The sequence below is a fragment of the Acetobacter sacchari genome (genome assembly GCF_017377715.1).
Classification (GTDB): Bacteria; Pseudomonadota; Alphaproteobacteria; order Acetobacterales; family Acetobacteraceae; genus Acetobacter; species Acetobacter sacchari.
The window spans coordinates 186,361-209,301 of record NZ_JAFVMF010000002.1; the positions used below are offsets into that span (position 1 = coordinate 186,361).

General features: G+C 60.4%; 22 protein-coding genes. 7 read left to right on the forward strand and 15 right to left on the reverse strand.

Going from position 1 to position 22,941, the window contains the following annotated elements; translation table 11 throughout:
- Positions 1-112: 112 nt before the first annotated feature.
- The 5 genes from J2D73_RS02475 to J2D73_RS02495 form a co-directional block, all read right to left on the reverse strand.
- Entirely contained in the window at positions 113-2,284 is a 2,172-nt protein-coding gene (locus tag J2D73_RS02475; protein ID WP_207879047.1) for a PQQ-dependent dehydrogenase, methanol/ethanol family, read from the reverse strand.
- A gap of 301 nt (positions 2,285-2,585) precedes the next feature.
- A complete protein-coding gene (gene yghU, locus J2D73_RS02480) occupies positions 2,586-3,467 on the reverse strand; it encodes a glutathione-dependent disulfide-bond oxidoreductase (RefSeq protein ID WP_456304354.1) in 882 nt (293 codons plus the stop codon).
- Positions 3,468-3,632: 165 nt separating this feature from the next.
- Positions 3,633-3,836, reverse strand: coding sequence for a hypothetical protein (locus tag J2D73_RS02485; protein ID WP_207879048.1), 204 nt, complete (start codon positions 3,834-3,836; stop codon positions 3,633-3,635).
- Between the two features lie 187 nt (positions 3,837-4,023).
- Entirely contained in the window at positions 4,024-5,277 is a 1,254-nt protein-coding gene (locus tag J2D73_RS02490) for an arsenic transporter (protein WP_207879050.1), read from the reverse strand.
- The gene (locus J2D73_RS02495; protein ID WP_207879052.1) at positions 5,274-6,536 is read right to left on the reverse strand and encodes an MFS transporter; all 1,263 of its coding nucleotides are present in this window, start codon (positions 6,534-6,536) and stop codon (positions 5,274-5,276) included. Before J2D73_RS02495 ends, J2D73_RS02490 begins: the two co-directional genes overlap by 4 nt.
- Positions 6,537-6,892: 356 nt before the next feature.
- Here J2D73_RS02495 and J2D73_RS02500 point away from each other — a divergent pair, with 356 nt between their 5' ends.
- A complete protein-coding gene (locus J2D73_RS02500) occupies positions 6,893-8,290 on the forward strand; it encodes a GntP family permease (protein WP_207879056.1) in 1,398 nt (465 codons plus the stop codon).
- 118 nt (positions 8,291-8,408) lie between these two features.
- Here the strand turns inward: J2D73_RS02500 and J2D73_RS02505 are convergent, their stop codons facing one another.
- The gene (locus J2D73_RS02505) at positions 8,409-9,869 is read right to left on the reverse strand and encodes an aminotransferase class V-fold PLP-dependent enzyme (protein WP_207879058.1); all 1,461 of its coding nucleotides are present in this window, start codon (positions 9,867-9,869) and stop codon (positions 8,409-8,411) included.
- A 109-nt stretch (positions 9,870-9,978) separates the two neighbouring features.
- Between J2D73_RS02505 and J2D73_RS02510 the strand changes: the two genes are divergently transcribed.
- Positions 9,979-10,440, forward strand: a complete 462-nt coding sequence (locus J2D73_RS02510; RefSeq protein ID WP_086644544.1) for an Lrp/AsnC family transcriptional regulator — start codon at positions 9,979-9,981, stop codon at positions 10,438-10,440.
- A 279-nt stretch (positions 10,441-10,719) separates the two neighbouring features.
- Here the strand turns inward: J2D73_RS02510 and J2D73_RS02515 are convergent, their stop codons facing one another.
- Positions 10,720-11,583, reverse strand: a complete 864-nt coding sequence (locus tag J2D73_RS02515) for a squalene/phytoene synthase family protein (RefSeq protein ID WP_207879060.1) — start codon at positions 11,581-11,583, stop codon at positions 10,720-10,722.
- A 135-nt stretch (positions 11,584-11,718) separates the two neighbouring features.
- On the opposite strand from J2D73_RS02515, the gene J2D73_RS02520 reads away from it, so the two are divergent.
- Positions 11,719-12,327, forward strand: a complete 609-nt coding sequence (locus J2D73_RS02520; protein ID WP_207879062.1) for a superoxide dismutase — start codon at positions 11,719-11,721, stop codon at positions 12,325-12,327.
- Between the two features lie 188 nt (positions 12,328-12,515).
- On the opposite strand, the gene J2D73_RS02525 is transcribed toward J2D73_RS02520, so the two are convergent.
- The 3 genes from J2D73_RS02525 to J2D73_RS02535 form a co-directional block, all read right to left on the reverse strand.
- A complete protein-coding gene (locus tag J2D73_RS02525; protein WP_207879064.1) occupies positions 12,516-13,034 on the reverse strand; it encodes a thioredoxin family protein in 519 nt (172 codons plus the stop codon).
- Positions 13,035-13,206: 172 nt separating this feature from the next.
- Positions 13,207-14,148, reverse strand: a complete 942-nt coding sequence (locus J2D73_RS02530; protein ID WP_207879066.1) for an SAM-dependent methyltransferase — start codon at positions 14,146-14,148, stop codon at positions 13,207-13,209.
- The gene (locus tag J2D73_RS02535; RefSeq protein WP_207879068.1) at positions 14,141-14,521 is read right to left on the reverse strand and encodes a DUF423 domain-containing protein; all 381 of its coding nucleotides are present in this window, start codon (positions 14,519-14,521) and stop codon (positions 14,141-14,143) included. Before J2D73_RS02535 ends, J2D73_RS02530 begins: the two co-directional genes overlap by 8 nt.
- Before the next feature lie 220 nt (positions 14,522-14,741).
- Here J2D73_RS02535 and J2D73_RS02540 point away from each other — a divergent pair, with 220 nt between their 5' ends.
- The 4 genes from J2D73_RS02540 (at position 14,742) to J2D73_RS02555 (ending at position 17,502) form a co-directional block, all read left to right on the forward strand.
- Complete coding sequence (locus J2D73_RS02540) at positions 14,742-15,326, forward strand: DUF4142 domain-containing protein (protein WP_207879070.1); 585 nt, start codon at positions 14,742-14,744, stop codon at positions 15,324-15,326.
- Positions 15,327-15,494: 168 nt separating this feature from the next.
- On the forward strand, positions 15,495-16,082 hold the full coding sequence (locus J2D73_RS02545; RefSeq protein ID WP_207879074.1) for a cob(I)yrinic acid a,c-diamide adenosyltransferase: 588 nt from the start codon (positions 15,495-15,497) through the stop codon (positions 16,080-16,082).
- 275 nt (positions 16,083-16,357) lie between these two features.
- Positions 16,358-16,999: a hypothetical protein gene (locus J2D73_RS02550; protein ID WP_207879076.1), complete on the forward strand. Its 642-nt coding sequence runs from the start codon at positions 16,358-16,360 to the stop codon at positions 16,997-16,999.
- Positions 16,984-17,502 carry a hypothetical protein gene (locus tag J2D73_RS02555; protein WP_207879078.1) on the forward strand — a complete coding sequence of 173 codons (519 nt, stop codon included), beginning with the start codon at positions 16,984-16,986 and terminating at the stop codon, positions 17,500-17,502. Before J2D73_RS02550 ends, J2D73_RS02555 begins: the two co-directional genes overlap by 16 nt.
- Before the next feature lie 476 nt (positions 17,503-17,978).
- Here the strand turns inward: J2D73_RS02555 and J2D73_RS02560 are convergent, their stop codons facing one another.
- The 5 genes from J2D73_RS02560 to lgt form a co-directional block, all read right to left on the reverse strand.
- Positions 17,979-19,076: an ABC transporter substrate-binding protein gene (locus tag J2D73_RS02560; RefSeq protein WP_243429570.1), complete on the reverse strand. Its 1,098-nt coding sequence runs from the start codon at positions 19,074-19,076 to the stop codon at positions 17,979-17,981.
- Between the two features lie 126 nt (positions 19,077-19,202).
- The gene (locus J2D73_RS02565; protein WP_207879080.1) at positions 19,203-20,177 is read right to left on the reverse strand and encodes a hypothetical protein; all 975 of its coding nucleotides are present in this window, start codon (positions 20,175-20,177) and stop codon (positions 19,203-19,205) included.
- Positions 20,174-20,992, reverse strand: coding sequence for a peptidoglycan editing factor PgeF (gene pgeF / locus J2D73_RS02570; protein ID WP_207879083.1), 819 nt, complete (start codon positions 20,990-20,992; stop codon positions 20,174-20,176). The genes J2D73_RS02565 and pgeF overlap by 4 nt, the downstream gene beginning before the upstream one ends.
- Positions 20,982-22,001, reverse strand: a complete 1,020-nt coding sequence (locus J2D73_RS02575; RefSeq protein WP_207879242.1) for a class I SAM-dependent methyltransferase — start codon at positions 21,999-22,001, stop codon at positions 20,982-20,984. Before J2D73_RS02575 ends, pgeF begins: the two co-directional genes overlap by 11 nt.
- Positions 22,002-22,074: 73 nt before the next feature.
- Positions 22,075-22,923, reverse strand: a complete 849-nt coding sequence (gene lgt / locus J2D73_RS02580) for a prolipoprotein diacylglyceryl transferase (protein WP_207879085.1) — start codon at positions 22,921-22,923, stop codon at positions 22,075-22,077.
- Positions 22,924-22,941: the final 18 nt, after the last annotated feature.

Genomic DNA, 22,941 nt, shown 5'->3' on the forward strand with positions numbered 1-22,941 from the left:
TCGCACGTCGGATCGAGCCATCGCCGTATTCCGGAAGCGTATCCACTTACGGCATTTCGTAGCCGCGACCCAATTGTTCTGACGTGCATCCTTTACCCGCTCGCGAGACGCATCAATGGCGCACCGCGACGTACCCTGTCGCGGCATTTTTCGCTTCGTTCGCCAGATAGGCGTGGATGTCGTCCGCATCGGATTGTGTCAAGATATCGGAAAAGCTCGCCATTCCGGCCGCGGAAAGCGCACCACCGAGAACGATCTGGTCAAACGCGCGATGCGTCGACTCCTGCATCGTCAAAAGATTTGGGGCAATACCGGCTTTTCCAGGAACGTGACATCCCGAACAACGAGCGTAGTCAAAAAGACGGGCGCCGCGCGCAATCATCTCGGGCGAAGTCCTGATTCCAGATGGCGGCGATATCGCGACCACCGAACGATCGACCAACGCCGGGGTCGGCACAGCGCCGCCGTCCAGCGCGAAAACCACAATGCGCCCTGCGTTGCCATAGCGATACCCCGCCGAATTTTCTGGAAACTCCCAGGCGGACGCTCCACCGAGACCGGCCATAACTGCAATGTACTGACGTCCGGCGACGGCATAGCTGACAGGCGCGGCCATGATTCCTGTGCCGACGCGAATATGGCTGAGCGGCGCTCCGGTTCTGGCGTCGTATATGTTCAGAAATCCGGTCGCATCCCCCTGCGCCACGATATCGCCGCCTGTCGAAAGCACGCCTCCGCTTTGCTCGGGATCCGTGCTTGTAACCACAGACCATGCCGCCCGCTGATGAACCGGGTCATAGGCCTGCAACGTATCGTGGCGAATGACCGGGATATCAGCTTCGCCTTTCTGTGCACGGGATATCGCGGCGCGGTCCGTGACATCCATCGAATTGTCCGTGCCGCGATGGTAGGCAAGATCGCGCGACAGTGAAAAAACCATCGGGAAATCCAGCGTTGGGATATAAACATATCCCGTCCTGTGACTATATGACATCGGCCGCCAGTTATGGCCGCCCGCCTCCCCGGGATAAACCAGCTTCGGCTCGCGCGAGTAATCCCCCTGAGCCGTAAACACGGGCCGTCCGGTTTTCATGTCGATATGATCAGCCCAGTTTACGTCGGTATATTTTTCCGCCGAGATCAATTCTCCAGTCGCTCTGTCAAGGACATAAAAAAATCCGTTTTTCGGTGCCTGAACCAGAACTTTCCGCAACTTTCCAGATATCGTCAGATCGAGCAACGTCATCTGCTGCGTCGCGGTAAAATCCCAGCTATCCTTGGGTGTCGTCTGATAATACCATTTCATGCGACCGGTTTTTGGATTAAGCGCGAGAATTGAAGACACAAACAACGTGTCGCCCCCGCCCGGACTGCGAACGAACGCCGGGTGTGGAGATCCGTTGCCTGTCCCGACATACAGGAGATTCAACTCGGGATCATATGCCATCGCGTCCCAGGCAGCCCCGCCTCCCCCCACGTCCCAACGACTCTTCGGGCCCCAGGTCGGCGCCGCTATCGCCAGTTCAGGATTCTCCTGCGGTTTGGACGGGTCGGCCGGAACAATGAAGAAGCGCCATGCAAAAGCGCCGGTCTCGGCGTCGAAAGCAGTGAGGTAACCGCGCACACCCATCTCGGCGCCGCCATTGCCGATGACGACGTTGCCTCCGGCGATCTGCGGCGCGCCGGTGCTGGTCAAAAAACGATCATGGTCGATGATCGTATCGCGAACCCATATTTGTCGCCCGGTCCCGGCGTCCAGCGCAAAGAGCCGTCCGTCGAGCGCTGCGACATAGACCCTGCCTTTCCATACGGCCACGCCACGATTGACAATGTCGCAACACGCCCGCCTGGCCCATCGTCCGTCGACATGTGGATTGAATGTCCATAGCTCGCGCCCCGTCGCCGCATCGAGCGCATAGACCACTCCCCAGTTTCCGGTCGCATACATGACCCCGTCGATCACAACGGGCGACGCCTCCAGACCACGCGTGGTTCCGGTATTGTATTGCCAGGCAAAGCCAAGCCTCTCGGCATTGGAATCATTGATCTGGCTAAGCGGGGAGTAATGATCGGCCGCAAACGTCCGGTTCGTCGCGTACCAGTTTTGCGGTTCGGCATCCGCCTGCGCCATGCGCGCCTCGTCAATCGCGCCAGGCTGCTTCGGAGATGTTGGCTTGAGGCTCTCCGCATAGGCCGGATCTCCCGGAATATTTCCCGAAGCGACGCCACATACGGCGAGGAGTATAACAGGCAGGAACAGCGTGATGCGGCGTGAGATACACATTTCTGTATCGTAATTATGAACGTGATGCTCAGCAAGACGATACCTTACCCCATATGATTCATCCGGGCGATGGTTCGGATGAATCATATGGGGTAAGCCGGTTATGGCTTTTGTAAATATGGTGGATATTGAAAGCAGGTGAGACGCCTGTTTCTCTCGACGCCTCAAAAAATGAGCATCAACATGAATGCCAGAGAGTATCCGTAAACAGTATTCACATTGCCATATGAGAATTTCTCAACATTCGGATTCCCGACCACAGGTGCAATCGAAAATCCAAAATTTCTTCAAATATAAAACTTCAAGATTTCTTGACCAATCGACCCTGATTTTTAGTCTCGAAATCCGAAGCGTCATGTCGTTCATGGAGCTGACTGGACGGCTCTCCGAATACCCGGTTGACCATGCGTCCACGCTGTACTGCAGGCCGCTCCAACAGCCGATCCGCCCAGGCCTTGAGGTGAGGATAGTCCTGTACGCTCAGGAATGTGGCGGCGTCATTATAAAGCCAACCCTCCACCAGACCGCCATACCATGGAAAAATCGCCATATCGGCAATGGTATACTCATCGCCCGCGATGAAAGGACTTTCCGCAAGGCGCCGGTCCAGCACGTCCAGTTGGCGTTTGGCCTCCATAGAAAAACGATTGATCGCGTATTCTATTTTCTCCGGCGCGTACGCATAAAAGTGTCCAAAGCCGCCGCCGATATAGGGCGCGCTTCCCACCTGCCAGAAAAGCCAGTTGAGGCATGCTGTCCGGTGAGCAATATCTTTCGGGATGAACGCCCCAAATTTTTCCGCGAGATACAGCAAGATGGAGCCAGATTCAAAAACGGCTATCGGCTGTTCATAACTATGGTCGACAAGCGACGGGATTTTGGAATTCGGATTGATTTCCGTGAAGCCTGAGCCGAACTGATCGCCATCGCCAATACGGATGAGCCAGGCGTCATATTCCGCCTGGTTGTGCCCTGCGGCCAGCAGCTCTTCGAGCAGGATTGTGACCTTCACACCGTTGGGCGTACCCAAAGAGTAGAGTTGAAGGGGATGCTTGCCCACAGGAAGCGGCTTGTCATGGGTAGCCCCTGCTGTCGGACGGTTTGTGCTGGAAGCTTTTCCGCCATCAGGCGCTGTCCACGTCCAGACTTTAGGAGGCACGTAGTCCGATGGTCCGGTCATCATGATATCCCTTTTGACAATGCTGAGAACTGGTCTGACGCAAGGTCCCGTGCGCGTCTTCGTCTATAAGACTGTTGAGTCGCCGCCCGTTCCTGATGGCACGATCCCGGTCAGCCGCCGAGCGAACGTCCATCATCTTCATGATGCGCGCAAGCGCCAGGTCGACATTCACCCGGCCAGCCCACGCCTTTCAGGACAGGCGCCGTCCCTTCGAACCACCCTACGCGGATATTCCCGCACTCGCATAACGATCAGCGATGGTAAAAGATTGACCGTCCAGACGAGCGTCCGCGTCTCGAACATTTCGCGCTGCTTCATGGCGATGCCGATTGATCGCGCCGCCATGACGTACAGGCGCTGGATACCGGACATAAGCAGTCCGCCCTATTTGACCGTGCCCCGACGGCATAAACTGCAGGACGAAAGCAGAGCGAGCGCGTCTCACCCCGAATTAGAAAATGTTCGAAAGCGCCGCGACGACATCAGCAATATCTCTCCAATTCTCCATCCAGAACATTCGCGCTGCTTCTCCTGATGAAGCGTGTTCTTCACGACGCCACTACCCAATCAAAAGTCGAGCACAAAGTGCCGGGAACAGCGCAACAGGCATTGCCACCGCTCCCACCTTCAGAAATTGCAAAAACCCGACATTTTCGCCGCCGCGACGGATCACCTGCAGCCAGAGAATTGTGGCCAGAGACCCCGTAACGGAGAGATTTGGACCGAGATCGACCCCGACCAACAGATTGTCCACCACCAGCCGTGACGCGTGAGCGTGTGCTATTGCCTCACTCGCGATCAACCCGGCCGGCAGATTGTTTATGATGTTCGAGACAACCGCAAGAATGGCGCCAGAACCAAACGCCCCGATCGCAGCGGCAGTTTTCGTGACTTCCTGAAGCCAGAGGGCAATCTGCCTGACCAGCCCGGTACTTTCGATCGCTCCCACCTGAACGAACAATCCGGCCACAAGCGGTAGAACGCCCCAGGAAATTTCCCGCAGGGGCGTCAACGGCGAAAACCGGGCTATCGCGGACACTCCCAGAGCCGTCGCAACGCCAGCAAACGCCGTAGGCATTCCAAGAGGCCGGTCGAAAGCGGATGCCGTCACGAGGAGTAACGCCGTCAGGACAATGCCACCAAGGGCCGCCTTGCCACCCGCGGCAAGCCGAATCGTTTCGACCCGAGCAGCGCACGGCGGTCTCAGGCGCTTCAACTCCATCAGACGCAGCACGAAATATGTCGTCGAGATCGCGATCAATGACGGCAACGCGAATGAAGCCATCCACGACCCGAGAGCCGGGAGTGCGCCGTTATAAAGGACCAGATTAGCCGGGTTGGACACTGGCAGAACAAAGCTGGCGGCATTGGCGACGAGCGCACATGCGAACAACATCGGAAGCGGATCAGCTTCCGCCTTGGTCGCCGCCGCGAGCACCGCAGGCGTCAGGACAACGGCCGTTGCGTCGTTGGACATGAATGTCGTCACAACGACGCCAGCAAGATACACCAGCGTAAACAGTCTGACCCTAGACCCCGCTGCGTGATTGACGGCCCAGTTTGCAATCCAGTCGAAGACGCCGTTCGCCCGCGCCGTTTCGCTGAGCAGCATCATGCCCGTCAGGAAGAGGTATACGTCTCCTCCTTTCAAAATGCCGGCGCATGCCGTGGACAGCGGCGACAGTCCCGTGAGCACCAGCAGGGCCGCCCCCGTCACTGCCCATACCCATTCCGCGACCCGGAACGGCCGGACAATAATGCCCGCGGTTGTCATTACGGCGATCGCCCAGATCGCTTCATGATGAAACGTCATGCAGGGACTCCGTCAGCGGAGCGCATTGTCGAAGCCGCGCAGATCCATAGCCCCAGAGACATGATTGCAAAACAGCCAAGAGTATAAAAAGCCGCTGAATAACCGAGATCCTCGGCAAGCCAACCGCCGAGCGCAGGAGAAAGGCTTGCTCCCACTCCCTGCGCGGTCATAACGACGCCCTGCCCGACATTGATCCGCCCGGTTCCGCTAAGAAGACGCGCCACCAGCCCGGGTACGGCGACGCTCTGGAGCCCGGCGCCGATTCCATCAAGAAATTGTACGGGCCACACGCCCCAGTGCTGAATGAAACTCCCTGCGACCACGGCGCGTAATGGCAATGCCGCGAACGATATGAGCAATACGATCCAGTAGCCACGTTCCCTGACGAAGCGTATTGCTAAAAGGCTGGCGATGATCATCACGGCCTGAGCAACCACTACTGTCGTCGCGGTGAACATTGCCGGGTCGCCTTTGCCCGCGCTGACGACCGCCATTCCGTAAAGCGGCAGCATTGCAGCGTTACCAAGATGGAAGAAGCAAAGGCACGCCGCCAGTATCAGGACGGGCTTATGCCGTAGAAACGACCTCAGTCCCTCGATCCTGCCATCATCATGATTCTCGTTAGTCTGCAGCCCACGTGCGGCATTATGGTCGATGGACTTCGCCGGGATCGTGAGGACAGCCGCAATGGCGAACAGGCCAAACGCAACTTCGAGGCAGAAAATCGCTGACAGGCCGAAACGCAAGCCCAGCCAGCCGGAAAGCCCGGCCCCAACCATGTTACCAGCATGGTTCCACGCCTGATTACGACCTGTCTGCGCACCGAACCCTTTCTGGCGCACGATCCCAAGCGTTACGCCCGTCATCAGAGGGCCGATCGCGGCGCCAGCCAAAGCCGTCGCAAACTGGCTGATCGTCACGACGAACGCAGATTGTGAACTCAATAAAAGGAGCGAGGCGGAAATGGCGCATAACGCCGCCACAATGACGAGCGAACGTTTTTTCGTGGTATGGTCGACAAGCGCACCGGCAGGAATGGTTGCGATCATTCCGGCAATGCCGCCCGCAGTCATGACAGATCCGATTGGTCCTGTCCGCCAGCCATGGTCCTGAAGAAAGACCCCCAGAAAAGGGCCTATACCCGCCTGGACATCGGCCATGAAAAAATTCAATGCGCATAGTGCGAACAACGCGCGGTTCAGGCTCGGGGAATAAAGACTACCATCAATGCTAACAGAGACAGGGGCGTTCTTTGTCATCGGGCTCTCTTCATCAGCCGCAATGCTTAACCGCTCTCTGGCCGATAAGTTACGAAAACATTTTTCGTTCGTCTCTTTTTTAGCTGGCTCCTGATCAGCTCATCGTGGGCGCCGCCGTGTATGGATGAGCGGGGCGCAAAGCATGCCGTCTACTAAAGAAAAAACATACGTATTCGTTAGGCGAGGGCGCGAACAGTCGCATCTGCAAGTGCGGGAGTCGCCATAAGAAATCCCGCGCAACGAGAACGGGCGAACCTCAACCGTGAAGAAACGCCAGTTCTCACGAGATGATGATCCCTCCCTCCTGCCAAGGCGTGCTTCATGACGGGCCAAAGAAACAGACGAGGCCAAAACCCTTGCATCATCTGACGGCGTGGAACGCCCACGACACCGGCGTCATCATTTCCTGCGCGCTCGCCCTGCTGGTCATCGTTGTGACGATCAGTCTGGCGAAATTGCCTCCATTTCTTGCGATCCTGCTCGGCGCCATCGTTTTCAGCGCCACCGCGGGTCTGGACATAGCGAAGGCCATCGCATCCTTCCAGACAGGAGCGGGTCATTTGCTGGGAGACAGTGGCCTCATCATCGCGCTGGGCGCGTTGCTGGGCGGCATGGTGGCCGGCAGCGGCGCCGCCGATCGATTGGTGACGGCGCTCCTGAGTCCGGGCGGCAGGCCTCTTTCGGCGCCCGCGCTTCCGTGGTGCGTGGCCGTCGCCGCGATGCTGGTGGGGTTGCCGCTGTTTTTCGAAGTCGGACTGGTGATCATGCTTCCGCTCGTTCTCGGCATCGCCCGAACCGCGCGTCAGCCAGTGCTGCGTATCGCTATTCCCGCCCTTGCGGGCATGACTGTGCTGCATGCGCTGGTCCCGCCGCATCCGGGGCCCCTCATCGCCATATCCGCCCTGCACGCCTCTCTGGGAACGACATTGCTGCTCGGACTGGCGATAGCTGTGCCAGCCGTCGTCCTCGCAGGACCTGTGTATGGAAATTTTCTTTCCGCCCGACCGGAATACCGAACGATCTCGACGGCGGCGCTGACGAGTTTCTCTTCTCCCGGCGACATGCGGCAGGGACGACAGCCCTCTCTGCTCGCCGCCGCGATGACGATCCTGCTTCCTGTCGCGCTGATGCTGGCGCGCACGGCGTCAGAGTTATGCCTGCCCCAGAACGGTATGGCTGCACATATTCTCGACACCGTTGGCGAGCCCTTTATGGCGCTTCTGCTTTCAGTATTCTTTGCTGTGATCGTTCTCGGCTGGCTGCGCCGCCAGCCGCGTCGTGAAACAGGCCGCACGTTGCATGACAGCCTGCCGCCGCTCGCCGTGCTTCTGCTGACCATCGGCGCCGGGGGCGGGTTAAAGCAGGTTCTGCTCAGCGGAGGGATCGCCGAGACGATCAGTAAAATCGCGGAATCATCGCCTTTACCTCTCGTCGTCCTGGCGTGGCTGATCGCGGTCTGCCTTCGTCAGGCGACGGGATCTGCGACGGTCGCGACTTCAACGACCGCAGGGCTCATGGCTCCGCTTCTCGCGACGATGGGACTTTCGTCTCCACAAACATCGCTTGTCGCGCTTTCAATCGGAGCGGGTTCCGTTTTCTTCTGCCACGTCAACGATGCCGGTTTCTGGATGGTTCACGAACTGTTCGGCCTGACGCTGAAACAGACCGTGATGGTCTGGTCGGTCCTCCAGACGATCGTCTCCCTGACCGGGCTGGCTCTATGCAGCGCGATCTGGGTCTTGCTGGCGTCATAATAGACAAAGCGGGAGTGGCGGATTCCGCCTCTCTCGCTTTGCAAAATCCTTTTCGCGAACACCGTGGTTTTCTTCGTCTGCGACCGGAGCGCAGAGTCTCCCCTGCTACGCGAGCGCCTCAGGCGGCCAATGGCGTAAAGCGAGCCGTACTCTTGTCGCAATGATACAGGGTTGCGATTTCCGCGGCGTCCCGCGCCAGTTCGTCCACGGCGCCAATGATGAACTGCGCCTTCTGGTCGTCGAGAAGCACGCTCAGATTCAGGCGCGTCCAACCCGGTTTTTCAATTTCTTCACCACTTAGAATTGAATTTCTTAATTCCAAAGAATGTTCACGCCCTATCCCGAGCAAATCGTGCGCATACGGCCCTGCGCAAGCGCAACCACCGCGCGCCTGCACGCCGTAGCGATCGGACAGCATGCGCGTGAAAAGCTGCTGATGGATAAATCCATCTCCCTGCTTATCGCGCACCCTGATGGAAAATATCGGCAACGAACGCGCCGTCGCGCTGTTACCCAGAATTTCGATCCGGTCGTTACGTCGCCAATACTGCAGCGCGCGTTCGCGTAACTGCGCATGGCGAGAGTCCATTCTGGACTGACCGATGGCGTCCTTGACCAGAAAGGCCAGCGCGGCGCGGATATCGCCGATCACGTTCGGTGTGCCGGATTCCTCTCGGCTGACGACATTCGCCGAATAGTCATGTCCCCATGGCGAGACGAAGCGCACGGTGCCGCCGCCGGGACAGACCGGCCGTTCAAGCGTAACAGCCTGCCTGCGCACGACCAGCACGCCGGAAGCACCTGGCCCGCCGAGAAATTTGTGCGGTGAAATAACGATCGCGTCTTTCTGGAATTCCGTTCCTGCACGCATGTCCACAGACAGGTAAGGGCCGCCTCCCGCGTAGTCCCACATCACAGCCGCTCCGTGGCGACGCAGCATGGCGCTGACAGCGTCCACGTCGGTCATGACGCCGGTGACGTTCGACGCCGCCGAGAACGCGCCGACCTTCAACCGCTCCGGTCCAGCCGCCTTCAGCGCCGCCTCAAGAAGGTCCAGATCAGGTCCTCCCTGAGCGGCTTCAGCTATGGTTACGATCTCCGCTCCGGACTCGCGCCAGGGCAAGATGTTTGAGTGGTGCTCATACGGGCCGATAAAAACGACCGGACGAAATGTCCCTTCGCGCGCGGCCGAACCCACACCCAGCAGCTCCACCAGCCGGTTGATTCCTGCAGTAGCGCCGGAGCCCACGAAGATCGTTGCGTAATCGTCCGTCGCCCCACACTGGGCGGCAATAATCTTGCGCGCAGCTTCCCGAGTGCGCGTCATGTACATGCCGCAGAACGAGGCCTCGGTGTGGCTGTTCGCGTAATAGGGCAGAACATGCTCGAGAATGAAATCCTCGACCTGCCGCAGGGAGCGGCCGGAGGCGACGTAATCCGCGTACACCAGAGGATGGACGCCGAAAGGTCCCGGGACCGGAGCGCCCTCGCCGATCAATCCGTCGCGCAATGCAGACAAAACGTCGCCTGTGGCGAGAGAGGATTCGAAACGGTCGAACGGCGCACGATCGGCAATCATGGTTTTGGCTCACCTGAATGATGTCATGGTGATTCGACCACGATCGAAGGCGCGAATTCCAACTCATATTCTGCTTTGAAACACAAATTTTGTTGTCATATGATCTGACATGGCCGCTGATCTTGATCATATCGATCGCGCATTGCTTCGCGCATTGCAGAAAGACTCCTCCCTCTCTCAACGCGCCCTCGCGGACGTTGTCGGACTGTCGCAGAACGCCTGCTGGCGACGTCTTTCGGCATTGCGCGAAAAGGGGTTTCTCGACAGGCAAACCCTGCGGATCGACCCGGCGGCGCTCGGGCTCGGGCTGGTCGTGTTCGTCATGGTGCGCACCCGCCACCACGACCAGCACTGGCTGCAACGATTTAGAGCGCTCGTGCTCGGCCTTCCGAACGTGACCGATTTCCACCGGATCGCCGGGGATTACGATTACATGCTCAAGATCGTGGCGAAGGACATGAACGCTTTTGACACGGTCTACCGGCAGTTGATCGAGAAGATCGATCTGGACACGGTCACATCCTACATCTCGATGGAGACAATCGCCGACAGCCGGGACCTGCCCGTGTGACGGCGCGCATACGCCACCATCCATATAATCGCGCGTCTACGGCTTTCTTGCGCTTTATCGCTCGCCCGCTGCCACAGTCTGCGCTCGGCCACGTCAGGCGCACGTTCCTCAACGTCCGCCACACAGGTAGCGCCGCGACAGCCGAACGAGGTTAATCCGTCACCGAACCGAGACCGCCTCCGTTCTAGCATGCCTCGCGCGAAGGCCACACGTCAGGACGATATGGTCGGGGCGCCCTGCCCCATTTCTCCAAAACCTCCGAACGGCGATCATGCCCCCCTACCGCAACAGGCCCCTGACCACGACGCGCAGCCGGTCCCCAAGTCCCCGCTCCTGCCCCATTTGGGCCGGATCCCGCCGCAGATCGCGCACGGCCAGCGTCGCGGGCAGTGACGCCAGTCGCAGGGCGTGACGTTGCGACCCTGCGCTGCGCCGGGAGCCCAAGTCCCCTGACGGCAACAACGCCGCCCCCTCCGTGCGCAAGGAAGCGACGAGAAGCGCCAGTCGGTCTGGTTCGATTTTTGTGAGTCCGGCGCGATCTTCAGGATCGAGGCCGGCGGCAACCAGCGCCTCGGACGGAAGCGCTGACCGTCCGCCCGCCAGCACCGCAGGCAAGTGACGCAGCAGCGCGCCTGCGGCGTAGGCTGCGCCCGCCTCCTCAACACGCTCCAGCAACGCCGTGTCCTTCAGCCCGAGCAACGACCCGACAATACGTTGCATCTGCCCTGAGCCGTCGCGCATCGCTTGCCGCCATGCCGCCCAGTCCGGCAGACCATAGAGTTCGTTTTCGCGCGCTTCGAGAATGGTCAGCAGAGGTTGCGGCTGTATCCGCCCTTCTTCGAGCAACCCGCCCAGAGTCATCGCGACATCGTGACGGGCCTGAAAACGACGTGCAGGCGCCTGCACGATGTCGCGCCACCACTGCAACCTGATAAGCCCCGCCATGGGGCCAGCCACCGCCGACGATACGGGCTGATGGAGCGCGCGCACGATCTCGCAGTTGAACGCGATCACCGCGAACGCAGCACTTCGCACTGCGGGCGACAGGAACATCGCGCACAGAAACCTGTCGGGATCGCGTTTGCGCGCAATCTCGGCGCAGGCCCGCGCTGCGCGGGTCACCGCATCTTCTTCCGCGTTCATCGCGTTACGGTCCTTATGGAGATGAATGGCGCCGCGCGGGGCCTCCGTCTCTTGACGGTCCCCCGGTCGGCACATAGCTGTTGCGGGCGGCGCCACTCCGCCCTGAACTCAGGATAAATCACCAAGGAGCATGTCATGGCCTTCGAACTGCCAGCCCTCCCCTACTCCTACAATGCGCTTGCCGCCAAAGGCATGTGCCAGGAAACCCTGGAGCTTCACCACGACAAGCACCATCAGGCCTATGTCACGGCTCTGAACGGCTTTGTTGAAGCCAAGCCGGAACTGCAGGGCAAGTCGCTCGACGAGATCATTCTCGCCGTCAAGGGCGACGCCGCGTCCGCGCCGGTGTTCAACAACGCCGGGCAACACTGGAACCACATCCTGTTCTGGAACAACCTGTCCGCGAGCGGCGGCGGCATTCCGGGCGCGCTTGAAGAGAAGATCAAGAGCGACCTCGGCAGCGTCGAGACGTTCAAGGAAGAGTTCAAGAAGGCCGCGACGACGCAGTTCGGCTCGGGCTGGGCATGGCTGGTTCTGACCCCGGCCGGCAAGCTTGCCGTGACCAAGACCGCCAATGGCTCCAACCCCCTCGCCGAAGGGCAGGGCAAGGCTCTGCTCGGCCTCGACGTGTGGGAGCACGCCTACTACCTCGACTTCCGCAATCGTCGTCCCGACTACATCACCAACTACCTCGACAAGCTCGCCAACTACGAGTTCGCCGAGGCGCAGCTGAAGGCCGCCTGATTCCGGATCGATAAAGCGGAGCGCGTCTGCGTCCCGCTTTATCGGGGGAAACCGGCCTGCGACGAGAAAGGGGGACGATCCGATGGATCGTCCCCCTTTTCTGTAGCAACCGTGTGAGACGCGTTGCGAGCGGCTAACATGCCTCACCGTCTCGCCTTACCGCCAGCCTCCTGATCGGAAGCCGACGTTCAGGTCCGGGCCGCCCATTGCGCGATCAGATCGACCACGGCCTGCGCCGACATGCGACGCGCGTTTCCGAGAGCCGCCGCGCCGTCCGGATCGAGCAGCTTGCCGTCCGGCGTCACGATCAGCACGGTCGGAACTGATTTAATGGTCACGCCATAACCCTGCGCGATGTCCATGTTGGCGTTGAAACGGTTCACATTCACGCTGACCGTTTCGAAGTTCTGCCCCAGCCATGTATTCACTTCCGGAATCGCAAAAACGCCCGCAAGCATCCGGCAGTCGGGGCACCAGTTGCCGCCAAAATCGATAAGCACCGATTTTCCGCTGGCCTTGGCGCGCGCGAACGCCGCCTTGACCGCCGTCGGGCCGTCTTCAGCTGGGGCATAGGGCGCCGCCACCGGGCTGATCGCGGCAGCGCCGACCCGCGGCGCTGGCGTAAGGTCGCGGGCGGACGCCGCCAGCGGAGACAGGAACGGGAGCGTGGCGAGCAGAGCCGCCGCCGTGGTCAGACGACCAGCCATAACATATCCTTCGGTATCAGCGCGGTACGGACGAATGGCCGAATGCCGCGCGCTTCAGTGTGTTCTTATGGGAGCTTGCCTGCTCAGACGGATGAATCCGTCCGAGCCACGCCTGCTCCCGTCCGACGCAAGAGGATTGCGCCGTGTGCTTGTTCACATGAGCGGCGCACGATCACGACGCAACGGGATCGGCCCAGAAAAATGTGACCTCGTGTTTGTTATGCCACAAATGCGCGAGCGACGCTCCGGGGATGGCGGCGAAGGCGTCCATGGTCGCAAAGTCCGTCTCACCCTGAAACTTGACGCTCATGACGATACGCGCCGCCCGGCCTGCGTCGATCCACCGCCGCACAAGCGCCAGAAGACGCTCCGGGTAGGCGATGACGTCCGAGAACAGCCAGTCGACGCGCTCGACCGAGGCAGGGTCGATCCCGAAAGCGCTTTCCTGCCGAAACGTCACACTCGGCATGGCCGCGACCTGTGGCGCGAGCGGCGCACGATCGACAGCCGTGACCGACGCCCCGAGTTGCGCGATCGCCCATGTCCAGCCACCCGGCGTCGCGCCGAGATCGACGCATGTTTCGCCGGGTTGAGGCCAGCGGCCGAGCCGCGTGCACGCCTCCCACAACTTGAGATAGGCGCGCGAGGGCGGCCCTTCCCTGTCCTCGACAAAGCGGGGAACGCCCGAGGGGAACGGACTCGTCTTGGTGGGGGAGTAAAGAAGTTCATCCGTCTCCAGCAGCGTCCAAGCGCCCAGATGGCTCGCTGGCGCCGGCTGCGGAAAGATGAGCGAAGCAGCCTTCACCGGCGGCAGGCGCTCCAGGATAAGGTTCGCCCGGCGGAAATGACCCGTGGGAACCAGTGCCCAGTTGCGCTGCACACCACGCAGGACGCTTGCCGCGTCTCCTATCGAGGCGATGTTTCGTCGCTCTGGCGCCGTCCATATGTCGAGCGCCCAGACGCTCGGCGCCGGAGGCTGCTCCGAAATGGCCAGCGGCCCGATCCAGTTCAGGTCGCCCGCCCCCAGACGATTCAGTTCGGCGGCGAGAACGTTCTCCAGTCCGGGCGCCGCCTGATAGACGCTGCCGCAACGGCTCCGCTCAGCGTCACTCATGGATCGCGAACGCGACGGCCAGCACGAGCCAGGACAGGATCAGGATCGACCCGCCGGTCGGCGCGACAGCCCCCAGATGGTGACCCGTGAATGCGGTGAAGTAGAGCGCGCCGCAGAAAATCAGCGTCCCGAGCACAAGACCGTTGCCGCCAAGAGCCATCAGGCGCGTCGGCTTTCTGACGCCGAGACCTAACCCCACAAGCGCCAGAGCATGCCACATATGCATTTCCACAGCGCTATGCGCGATCTCCCGCCCCGCTCCGAGTCCGAACCGCTCCGCAGGAAGGTGGGCCGTGACCGCCCCCATGGCCACCGCCGCACAAGCGAGCAGCGCGCCAGCCGAACGCCAGAAACGCGCCATCAGAACCAACATAAAGACATCCTTGAAATTCGCCGAACCTTCTTAAGAAGTCATCAGCAGTCGAACACATCACTTACAACTATTACATCTGTAACATAAGACGGTATGGGCGTCAGGTTTGTGCAATCTATATAGAGCGTGTTAACGCCATTTCAGCTAATCAGCCTGTGGGTTTCTTCGGTCGCAGGCCTCGGGTTCTCGTCGAAGCTATCGGCAGTGGAGTATGTTACCAATGAAACAGAAAAAAAACTGGCTGGCGGTCGCCGCCATGCTTCCTCTAGCCGCTTGCGCCGACCACCCCAAGCAGTTTAGCGGACCGCTTCTGCCCGCCATGGACGAAGCGTTCGTTCATCAGGCCGCCGAAAGCAATCTCGTCGAAATTGCGATCAGCAACGCCGAGTCCAGTGAAGGTCACTCCGCAAATATCAAGACCTATGCAGGATCGGTAGTGACAGACCACACGGCGGATCAGGATCGCCTGAGTGGAATCGCCAAGGCCCACGGCTTCACCCTGCCGAGCGAACCCACGCCCGACGACCAGAAGCTGATCGAGCGCCTGACCAGCCAGAAGGGCTCTCGTCTCGATCACGCGTATCTTGCCGAAATCGTCAAGCAGCACAAAAGCGCAGAAGCTCTGATGAAGCAGGAAGCGACGACGGTCGCCGATCCTGACCTGAAATCTTACGTGGCGGACATGCAGGTCAGCGAGAAAGCCCACCTTCAGAGCGCAGAAAAACTCTCCGGCGGTCGCCGCTCCGTACGCCGACACTCAGCGCATACGCAGGCTGCTGCGCCGGGCGAGCCGACGGGCTTCTGAGTCAGACGTCACGGGGACTCGCGCGAAACGCCCCGTGACTGCGTAACGACACTCGACTATGCAGGCGCATGTCGCCGGAGCGGAGCGCACTACCCGCAAGCAAGTGTTGACACTATTTTCACATGCACTTGACGCTTTTTCGCCCGCAGTCCTGAAAGGGCCAGTCTCATGGTCGTGAGAATAGACCGGGTGACCACCAGAGGCGGTGATCGGGGTGAAACGTCCCTCGGCGATGGTTCGCGGATCAGCAAGGCTTCCGCACATATCGCAGCGCTCGGTTCGCTCGACGAGGCGAACACAGTCATCGGCGTTCTTCGCGCACATGTCATGAATGACAACGCGCTCGGAGACCGCCTCAGCGCCTTGCAGAACATGCTCTTCGATCTCGGCTCAGATCTTTGCCAGCCTCAGGACAACGCCAAGGCCCAACGCGTCTCCATCTCTCTGGCCGAAGATATCGATCAGGAAATAGATCATCTGCGAGAGAAGCAGGAGCCGCTGCGAAGCTTCATCCTTCCCGGCGGTTCGCTGCCCGCAGCATGGGCGCATATGGCCCGCGCGTCCGTCCGTCGCGCCGAACGTGATGTGGTTGCGCTATCCCAGAGCGTCGAGATCAACGGCGCTATTGTTTCTATTCTTAACAGATTGTCCGATTACTTCTTCGTTCTCGCCAGACATTTGAACGACGACGGCAGAAACGACACGCTGTGGGCGCCGGGACGTTCATTGCGAGAGGCGTCTATCCCCGACACATGACGCCAGACGTCGAGGCGGGCGTTGGCCACACCATACTCATTCGGGCTTCGTTATCTTCCTTCTTGAAACGTGGATAACGTCATGCTAGAGGGGGCCAACTTTACCGTATAAACAGCCTGAACAAGCCTCTGGCGGCGGGCGGTAACGTTGCGATAATTTTTTCAAATAATTCCGTCCCGCCAAACCAGCGTGCGACACGCCTGCGATCAGGCCCGAACAATACAACGATTTCTGAAAGAACGGTAGTGAACTCCGGATTTCTAAAAAATTCCAAATTGGACGAAGATCTGTCCGAAGACTCCCATGTTGACAGCAGCGCCGAGGAGGCCGCTCTTCGCGCCGCTCTCAACCGCCTCGGCTCCCAGCGCGCGCCAAGCCCGCCCCGCACGGGTAACACGCCCCGCCCCGTAAACGATGCGCCAGCGCGTCTCTCGCTTCGTCCCACAATGGACCAGAACCAGCAGCGCAAACGTCGTTTCGTACGGGACGGCGACGTGCAGGTCGAGCGGCAGGCGTTGACGCGCCCGACCGGCCGCACCGCGCATTTTTCTGAAACGGAGAGCGTCGATCTCGATCGCCACAAGCGTCTTCTCGACGATGAGCGACGTTTGCGGGAGCAGGCCGAACGTCAGTTGAGCGAACTTGAGACATCACATCGCACGATGAAAACCCGGCTGGGACATGCGGAGATGCTTCTCAATGAACTGAAGCAGTCTCTCGCGACGCGCAACATGGAATTGGCGGATCGGACCGCCGAACTCTCCGCCGAACGTTCCGGGCGTCAAGCGGCCCTCGCAGAGATCAAGGATCTGCGGGCACAGATCGCAGCCGCGCCCAAAAAGCGGGAGCGCGTAGCACGGCAGCAGGAACTGACTCTGGCTGATGAACCAGAACCTGTAAAATGGTGGAAAGACTGAGACGTCTTTCCATTTTGTCCGATGCAACCTCGAACATCCGGGAGGGGGTCGGAAACGTAATCGTCATCGCATCCTGCGCCGCAGCCGCCGCAGCGTTGATCGTACCCGACCTTATCTTTGGTTTTCTGACTTTACTCAGAAGCGTTCTGGAGTCGCTTTTTCTACCCTGTAAGCTTCTTTTTGACCTTGCATCATGGCTGTCAGGAGGATCTTCAGTGCAAAGCGCTGTCTCCAGCGTAGACAACGCTCGCGCTGACGCCACGCATGTCAGGGCGCTTCACGCATATCTACCCACAGTCATAGTCATTATTGGCCTTATGGTCTATTTCTTCAACGAGGGCAGCCGCAACGCAGCCACTCGGTTCATTGCTCCCGGCCTGCATACCGTCGCCGCTTTTCTCATTTTTTCACCAACTGCGTTGATTCTTTTTCCTGCCATCTGCATCGAGGCGATCTCAACAATCGAATCCAGAGAAAAAACGCGTCATCGGGATGAACGGTGACAACGCGGACGCACGGATTTTCGATTAAATTAACTCGCATTATGGAATATTTTTATTTTCTTGGTTTTTGCTGACATGCTCTACCCGAATTCGATTTTTTGCATCAGGTGTGACGTTTCAGAAAATCGTCCACACAGCGAGAATATTGATTAATTATGCAAACCAATACACGCGGTTGACGAAGGCTGCTTTCGAGACCACGAACAACGCTCGTATCGGCAATAACGAAGTGACCAAGCGTATCGTCTCAGGCGAATTTCTTGAAAATACGTATGTGTAATGCCCTTTATAGAAAATATCACCAATTACTGTTTGCTATTTATTGATACAAAGCTTGTGCACGGAAAGCCGAACACAACATCGGACTGGGAGCCATTTAGGCATGCGCCGTCCGATACGACGACGCCCCGCCATGACTTACCGCGAGCATCCCGGCAGCACCGACCCGATCATCGAGGTGGCCATATGCGTCCACTTCAATCCGCCGGCGGTCGACTCGTCAAAATCCGATCTATTTGCTCCGGCGTCATCGAAACACCGAAGTAATCTTGATAAAATTTCTTACTGTCTTCTGGAAGATCATACTTCCCGAACAAGTCCGGGTGCAGCAACTTCGCTACCCAGCGCAGTTGCAGCAGCACTTCCGACCCGTAACGATCCCAAGGAAAGACTCCGGTGGGATTCGTGAACACCTTGCCGTTTCGAACTGCCCGCAACACTTCCCACCCGGCCGGGGCTGGACTACCAGAGGCAGGAAGCGGCACACCCCCCTGAACGATGATCACATCCGGGTCCCAGACCTGAATCTGCTCCATATCGACCGGGCGCATGTTTCCGGACACCTCACCCGCGGCGTTTCTTCCGCCTGCGCGCGTGATCCATTGATCGATGATCGTGTCGCGTCCGTCGACCATGAGGGGAAACAGACTTTTAAGATGAAGCACTTTCGGGCGGGCCGCAGCGGGCGTGGCGGCAAGGACTGTATCCAACTCGACGAGTTGAGTGTCGAGAGCCGCGTTGTAACGCGCCGCCTTCTCGCGCGCAGTGACGTCATTCAACGCGGCTGCAGTCAGTTCGACGGAACGACGCAACCCCGCCATGTCCCGAAAGCTCATATCGAGAGTCGGCAGTCCGGCTTCACGCAGCTTGCTCGCGTCGGTCAGCCCGGTGGACACGAACACAAGATCGACCTTGTCCGCCAGCAATCCCTCTACGTCAGCCGAACCCGGCGTCACAAATCGTGCAGTTCTCAGCGCCGGGCTAACCTGAAACAGCCATGGTTGGTTGGCTGGCTTGTCGACCGTGACAACGACGCGATCCGCCGCTCCCAACATCGCGACAACTTCGTTATGCGCAAACCAGAGATCGGCTATCCGAACCGGATGCGCCGGCGTTAAAACCTTTTCCCCCTTCATATCGGACGCTGTGATCGTGCCGTGTGGCGAGGGCGCACACCACCCCTGCTTCAGCCCCGCGCCGATCAACACGAGTAAAAGACCTGCGCCAACGCGGTACACGCGCAGGCTTTTTCGTGGCGTGAATGTGGAAGGTCGCACGACGTTGCCCAGACTCATTTTGCATTGTCTATAGTCATGCAGATATAGATCAGGCAGAAGCCGCCTCTGACAAGCGGGGGCGACGCGCTTTCCTCACTCTGTTGCCGACACGACACAATGTGGCGCAAAGCCGCTCTTGCGCCGTCAACCTCCTAGCGGCGGAGCCTTCGTTTGACCTGCTGCGGCAGTTCCTGGCGCGCCCGCCTGCCCCGGGGGCTTGATAGGCGCGACGTCGCGTCCGGTGTAGCGCGTGATCATCTCTCCGACGGCCTCCGCCGCCTGCTGCGCCGCCGCTACAGCCACGTCCCCCCACATCCCGTCCAGCGAATGGGCCTGAATGTCGTGAAGCTGCGTCGCGATCCCGACTTCCTTGTCGTGGCTATCCGTCACGCGCCACGCGATCTCGATGCCCTGCTGCGGATTGTTGCGCGATCCCGGCGGACCCGCCGTCAGCTTGACTGTGGTCGCCACCGTAAAATCGGCGTCCTGAGGCGATGTCTGGATGGTCTGCTCCGACCCCCGAAACGACGCGGCGAACGCCCGCGCCAGAGAAACGTCGCCGTCGCCTGGAGCGCCGGTCACTCCCTTGAACCATACGCGCGCCCGGCGATGCTTCAGGCTATGCGGGTCCTGATCCATCTGATCCGCCTGAATGCCACTCAGAGCAGACACGACCTGATCCGCCCCCTCATGCGCGACCTGCGCGACGCCGCCAGAATCGACAGCCGACCAAGCCTCGACCGGCACGCCGGTTCCCTCTTGCGTCGCACGCACCGTCCCTGCGGGCGTCATAATGCTGTAAAGCGGAACGATCTGGCCGCCGCGCCGCTCGGTCCGGAGCTTCAGCCACCAGTCGCCGGGGCGCGTCGGCTGCGCGATCGCGGGCACGGACTGCTGCAGCAGAATCGCGGCGATATCCTTCGCCCAGATTACCGCGAGTTCGGGCTTCATCTGCACGTCCGTCGGCGTCGGCACGTCGAGACGCGACGGCGGCGGATTATGGGCCAGCTCGCTCGCCACGCCGCCGGGATTTCTGAACGGGTGCGGCACGTCGAGACATCCGGTCAGGCCGATAACCGAAACCGCCGCCGCCAATGAAGCGATATGACGCACGGTCATGCGACGTCTCCGTTTTTTCTTGGCGCTATGACGGAGATCTGATGGCCGATATGGCCGCCGCCCGCCAAAGTTCGCCGCCTGTGGCTGTAAAAGCGGTGCTCGTCGCTCAGTGTGTCCACACCGAGCGACAGTGCTTCGCCAACACCGGCCGCGCGCAGACGCCATTGGCAATAACCGGCAAGATCGAACTGATAATGCCCGTCGCGGACGCCGGATGAGAACCATTGCGCCGCCGCTGCGTCGCCCCCATCCCGCAAGACGGCGGCGCGCATGTCTTCGCCGACTTCATAACTCCGGCTGGCGATGCAGGGACCAACCACCGCCACGACGTCCGCCGCTCGCACGCCGCATGATTCCATCGCGCGCAGCGTCGCCTCCAGCACCCCGCCAACCGCGCCGCGCCACCCGGCATGCGCAGCGCCGACCACGCGACCGTCGCGCGACGCGAACAGCACCGGCGCACAATCCGCCGTGATCACGCCCAGCGCCACGTCAGGTCGCGTCGTCACCATGGCGTCAGCCTTCGCGCCTTCGCCAAACGCCCATGGTTCGTCAACGATGATCGCATCGGCGCTGTGGACCTGCGACACCCCGAGCAGCATCTCCGGCGCGACGTCGATCTCGACCGCCACTCGTCGACGATTTTCACGGATGGCGTCCGGATCGTCACCGGAGCGCGCCGAACAATTCAGACTGGCGTACGGCGTTGCCGAGACGCCACCCAGCCTTGTGAAAAATCCATGCCGCGTTCCGAGCAGAGCGGGAGCCCGCAGCACCCAGTCTTCTGGCGCGGAAAAACCGCCGTCAGTCGTCATTGCGCGAACTCCTTTGTCCCGTCGTGGAAAATGGGCCCCCGTCAGGCTCGAAGCCCGGCGGAGCGACCTGCCCTGGCGATGCAAGCGCGAGCGCCTTGAAAAGACGCCCCATACGCTCGGGCGCCATCAACCGGTCCAACCCGGAACGAATCGCCCCCGCCTGCTCCGGCGCGCTTTTGCACAACGCCGAGGCGCGTTCGACGGCGCCAAGCGACGCAAGCAAACGCCCCTGCTCCACGACACCAAAATTTTGTGCCCCTCGCAGTTGTGCGGCAGCGCCGAACGCCTCGAAATCGACATGCGCCGTCAGGTCAGCGGAACCGGGATCGACGAGCGGCGATGTTGGACGGCCGTCGCGCAGCGCCTGCAGAGAGTCGCCGGGCAGCGAACGCGCCGTCCCGTAATCGACGAACAATGCGACACCCGGATCGGCGAGGAGCCTCTCGCCCACAGCTTCGGCGAACGCCAGCGCCGCCGGGCAGATTTCCACGACGTCGTCCAGCTCCGCATCGCGCGTGGGGAGTTCCGGCGGGACGTCGAGAAGGCTTTCGAGGCGCCAGTCGCCGCCTTCAACATAGCGTTCGCCCCAACCATCAGACATTCTGATGAACTGACGGATCGGCAGCGCATCGAGAAACTCATTGGCCAGAAGCACCAGGCGCCCACGCGGCACGGTCTCCAGCGTCTCGTGCCAGACCGGCGACACGGGAAACGGGCGCAGCGCGTCCGCCTGACACGCGCGCAGGCGCGGCGAGGTCTCGATCAGATGCACGGCGCCGCCCTGAAGAAAGCCCGGCGCCGCCCGCGTGATAACGCGCAGGGCGTCAGCCATGAGCGTGCCCCGTCCCGGACCGGCCTCAACCAGATGTACCGGACCGCCCAGCCGCGCCCCTGCGACGACGCACCACGCCCCGAGAATTTCTCCGAAAATCTGGGATATTTCGGGCGCCGTGATGAAGTCGGAAAAAGGGTCGCGCCCGGCGTAATACGCAGCGTTGGCCCGCGCCATGAAAACGTCCAGCCGCTCAGCGCCCACCGCGCCTGCCGCAGTCACGGGTCAAGCTCCACGTGCCGAGCGAACATCACGCCACTTCGTGGGCGTGGTCCACGGCCACGGGAACGCCTGCGTATCGCGGCGTCCGGAATGCGTGGATCATCAGCCCCACGCCGGCGACGATCATCGGCAGGCTCAGAATCTGTCCCATCGTGACGCCAAATGCGAGGAAGCCAAGGAAAGCGTCCGGCTCGCGAAAAAACTCACAAAAAATCCGCGCGCATCCATATCCGCAAAGAAACAAGCCCGCCAGAAAGCCCGGACGCTCCCGAAGAGTGGTGCGCCGCGCGGCAAGGATCATCACGGTGAATAACAGCGCGCCTTCCGTCAGCGCCTCGTACAGTTCGGAAGGATGACGCGGGATCGGGCCGCCGTTCGGGAAAATCATAGCCCACGGAAGGGAGTCGCTCGCCTGCCGTCCCCAAAGCTCCCCGTTGATGAAATTGGCGACGCGTCCCAGCCCAAGACCGATCGGCACGCAGACCGTCACCCGATCTGAAAACGCGAGGAAATTGAGCTTTTCTCGCCAGGAAAACAACGCGAGCGCGATGATGACGCCGCTGGCGCCGCCATGGAACGACATCCCCCCACGCCAGACCTCAATGATCGCCAGCGGGTGCGTGAGATAAAAGCCCGGCTGATAGAACAGCACGTAACCAAGCCGCCCGCCGAACACCACGCCGAGCGTCGCCCAGGTCAGAAAATCGTCAGCCTGCCGCGTACTTGCGGCGCGCGGCGTCCACGCGACCAGCCTCTTCAGCAGGATTACGCCGAGAACGAGCCCGACAATATATGCGAGGGCGTACCAACGTATCGCCAGCGGGCCGAAATGAATCAGCACCGGGTCGAACTGCGGGAACATCAGAACGGGAAGCATCGAGCGGATTCCTGAGGC

Bases quoted from the DNA above. Each gene is read 5' to 3' on its own strand.
- J2D73_RS02575 (WP_207879242.1), bottom strand. From the start codon at position 22,001: ATGGCGCGGGCCAACGCTGCGTATTACGCCGGGCGCGACCCTTTTTCC.
- J2D73_RS02565 (WP_207879080.1), bottom strand. From the start codon at position 20,177: ATGACCGTGCGTCATATCGCTTCATTGGCGGCGGCGGTTTCGGTTATC.
- J2D73_RS02495 (WP_207879052.1), bottom strand. From the start codon at position 6,536: ATGACAAAGAACGCCCCTGTCTCTGTTAGCATTGATGGTAGTCTTTAT.
- J2D73_RS02490 (WP_207879050.1), bottom strand. From the start codon at position 5,277: ATGACGTTTCATCATGAAGCGATCTGGGCGATCGCCGTAATGACAACC.
- J2D73_RS02540 (WP_207879070.1), top strand. From the start codon at position 14,742: ATGAAACAGAAAAAAAACTGGCTGGCGGTCGCCGCCATGCTTCCTCTA.
- lgt (WP_207879085.1), bottom strand. From the start codon at position 22,923: ATGCTTCCCGTTCTGATGTTCCCGCAGTTCGACCCGGTGCTGATTCAT.
- J2D73_RS02545 (WP_207879074.1), top strand. From the start codon at position 15,495: ATGGTCGTGAGAATAGACCGGGTGACCACCAGAGGCGGTGATCGGGGT.
- J2D73_RS02560 (WP_243429570.1), bottom strand. From the start codon at position 19,076: ATGAGTCTGGGCAACGTCGTGCGACCTTCCACATTCACGCCACGAAAA.
- yghU (WP_456304354.1), bottom strand. From the start codon at position 3,467: ATGATGACCGGACCATCGGACTACGTGCCTCCTAAAGTCTGGACGTGG.
- J2D73_RS02535 (WP_207879068.1), bottom strand. From the start codon at position 14,521: ATGTTGGTTCTGATGGCGCGTTTCTGGCGTTCGGCTGGCGCGCTGCTC.
- J2D73_RS02555 (WP_207879078.1), top strand. From the start codon at position 16,984: ATGGTGGAAAGACTGAGACGTCTTTCCATTTTGTCCGATGCAACCTCG.
- J2D73_RS02510 (WP_086644544.1), top strand. From the start codon at position 9,979: ATGGCCGCTGATCTTGATCATATCGATCGCGCATTGCTTCGCGCATTG.
- J2D73_RS02485 (WP_207879048.1), bottom strand. From the start codon at position 3,836: ATGTCCGGTATCCAGCGCCTGTACGTCATGGCGGCGCGATCAATCGGC.
- J2D73_RS02515 (WP_207879060.1), bottom strand. From the start codon at position 11,583: ATGAACGCGGAAGAAGATGCGGTGACCCGCGCAGCGCGGGCCTGCGCC.
- J2D73_RS02530 (WP_207879066.1), bottom strand. From the start codon at position 14,148: ATGAGTGACGCTGAGCGGAGCCGTTGCGGCAGCGTCTATCAGGCGGCG.
- J2D73_RS02520 (WP_207879062.1), top strand. From the start codon at position 11,719: ATGGCCTTCGAACTGCCAGCCCTCCCCTACTCCTACAATGCGCTTGCC.
- pgeF (WP_207879083.1), bottom strand. From the start codon at position 20,992: ATGACGACTGACGGCGGTTTTTCCGCGCCAGAAGACTGGGTGCTGCGG.
- J2D73_RS02505 (WP_207879058.1), bottom strand. From the start codon at position 9,869: ATGATTGCCGATCGTGCGCCGTTCGACCGTTTCGAATCCTCTCTCGCC.
- J2D73_RS02525 (WP_207879064.1), bottom strand. From the start codon at position 13,034: ATGGCTGGTCGTCTGACCACGGCGGCGGCTCTGCTCGCCACGCTCCCG.
- J2D73_RS02475 (WP_207879047.1), bottom strand. From the start codon at position 2,284: ATGTGTATCTCACGCCGCATCACGCTGTTCCTGCCTGTTATACTCCTC.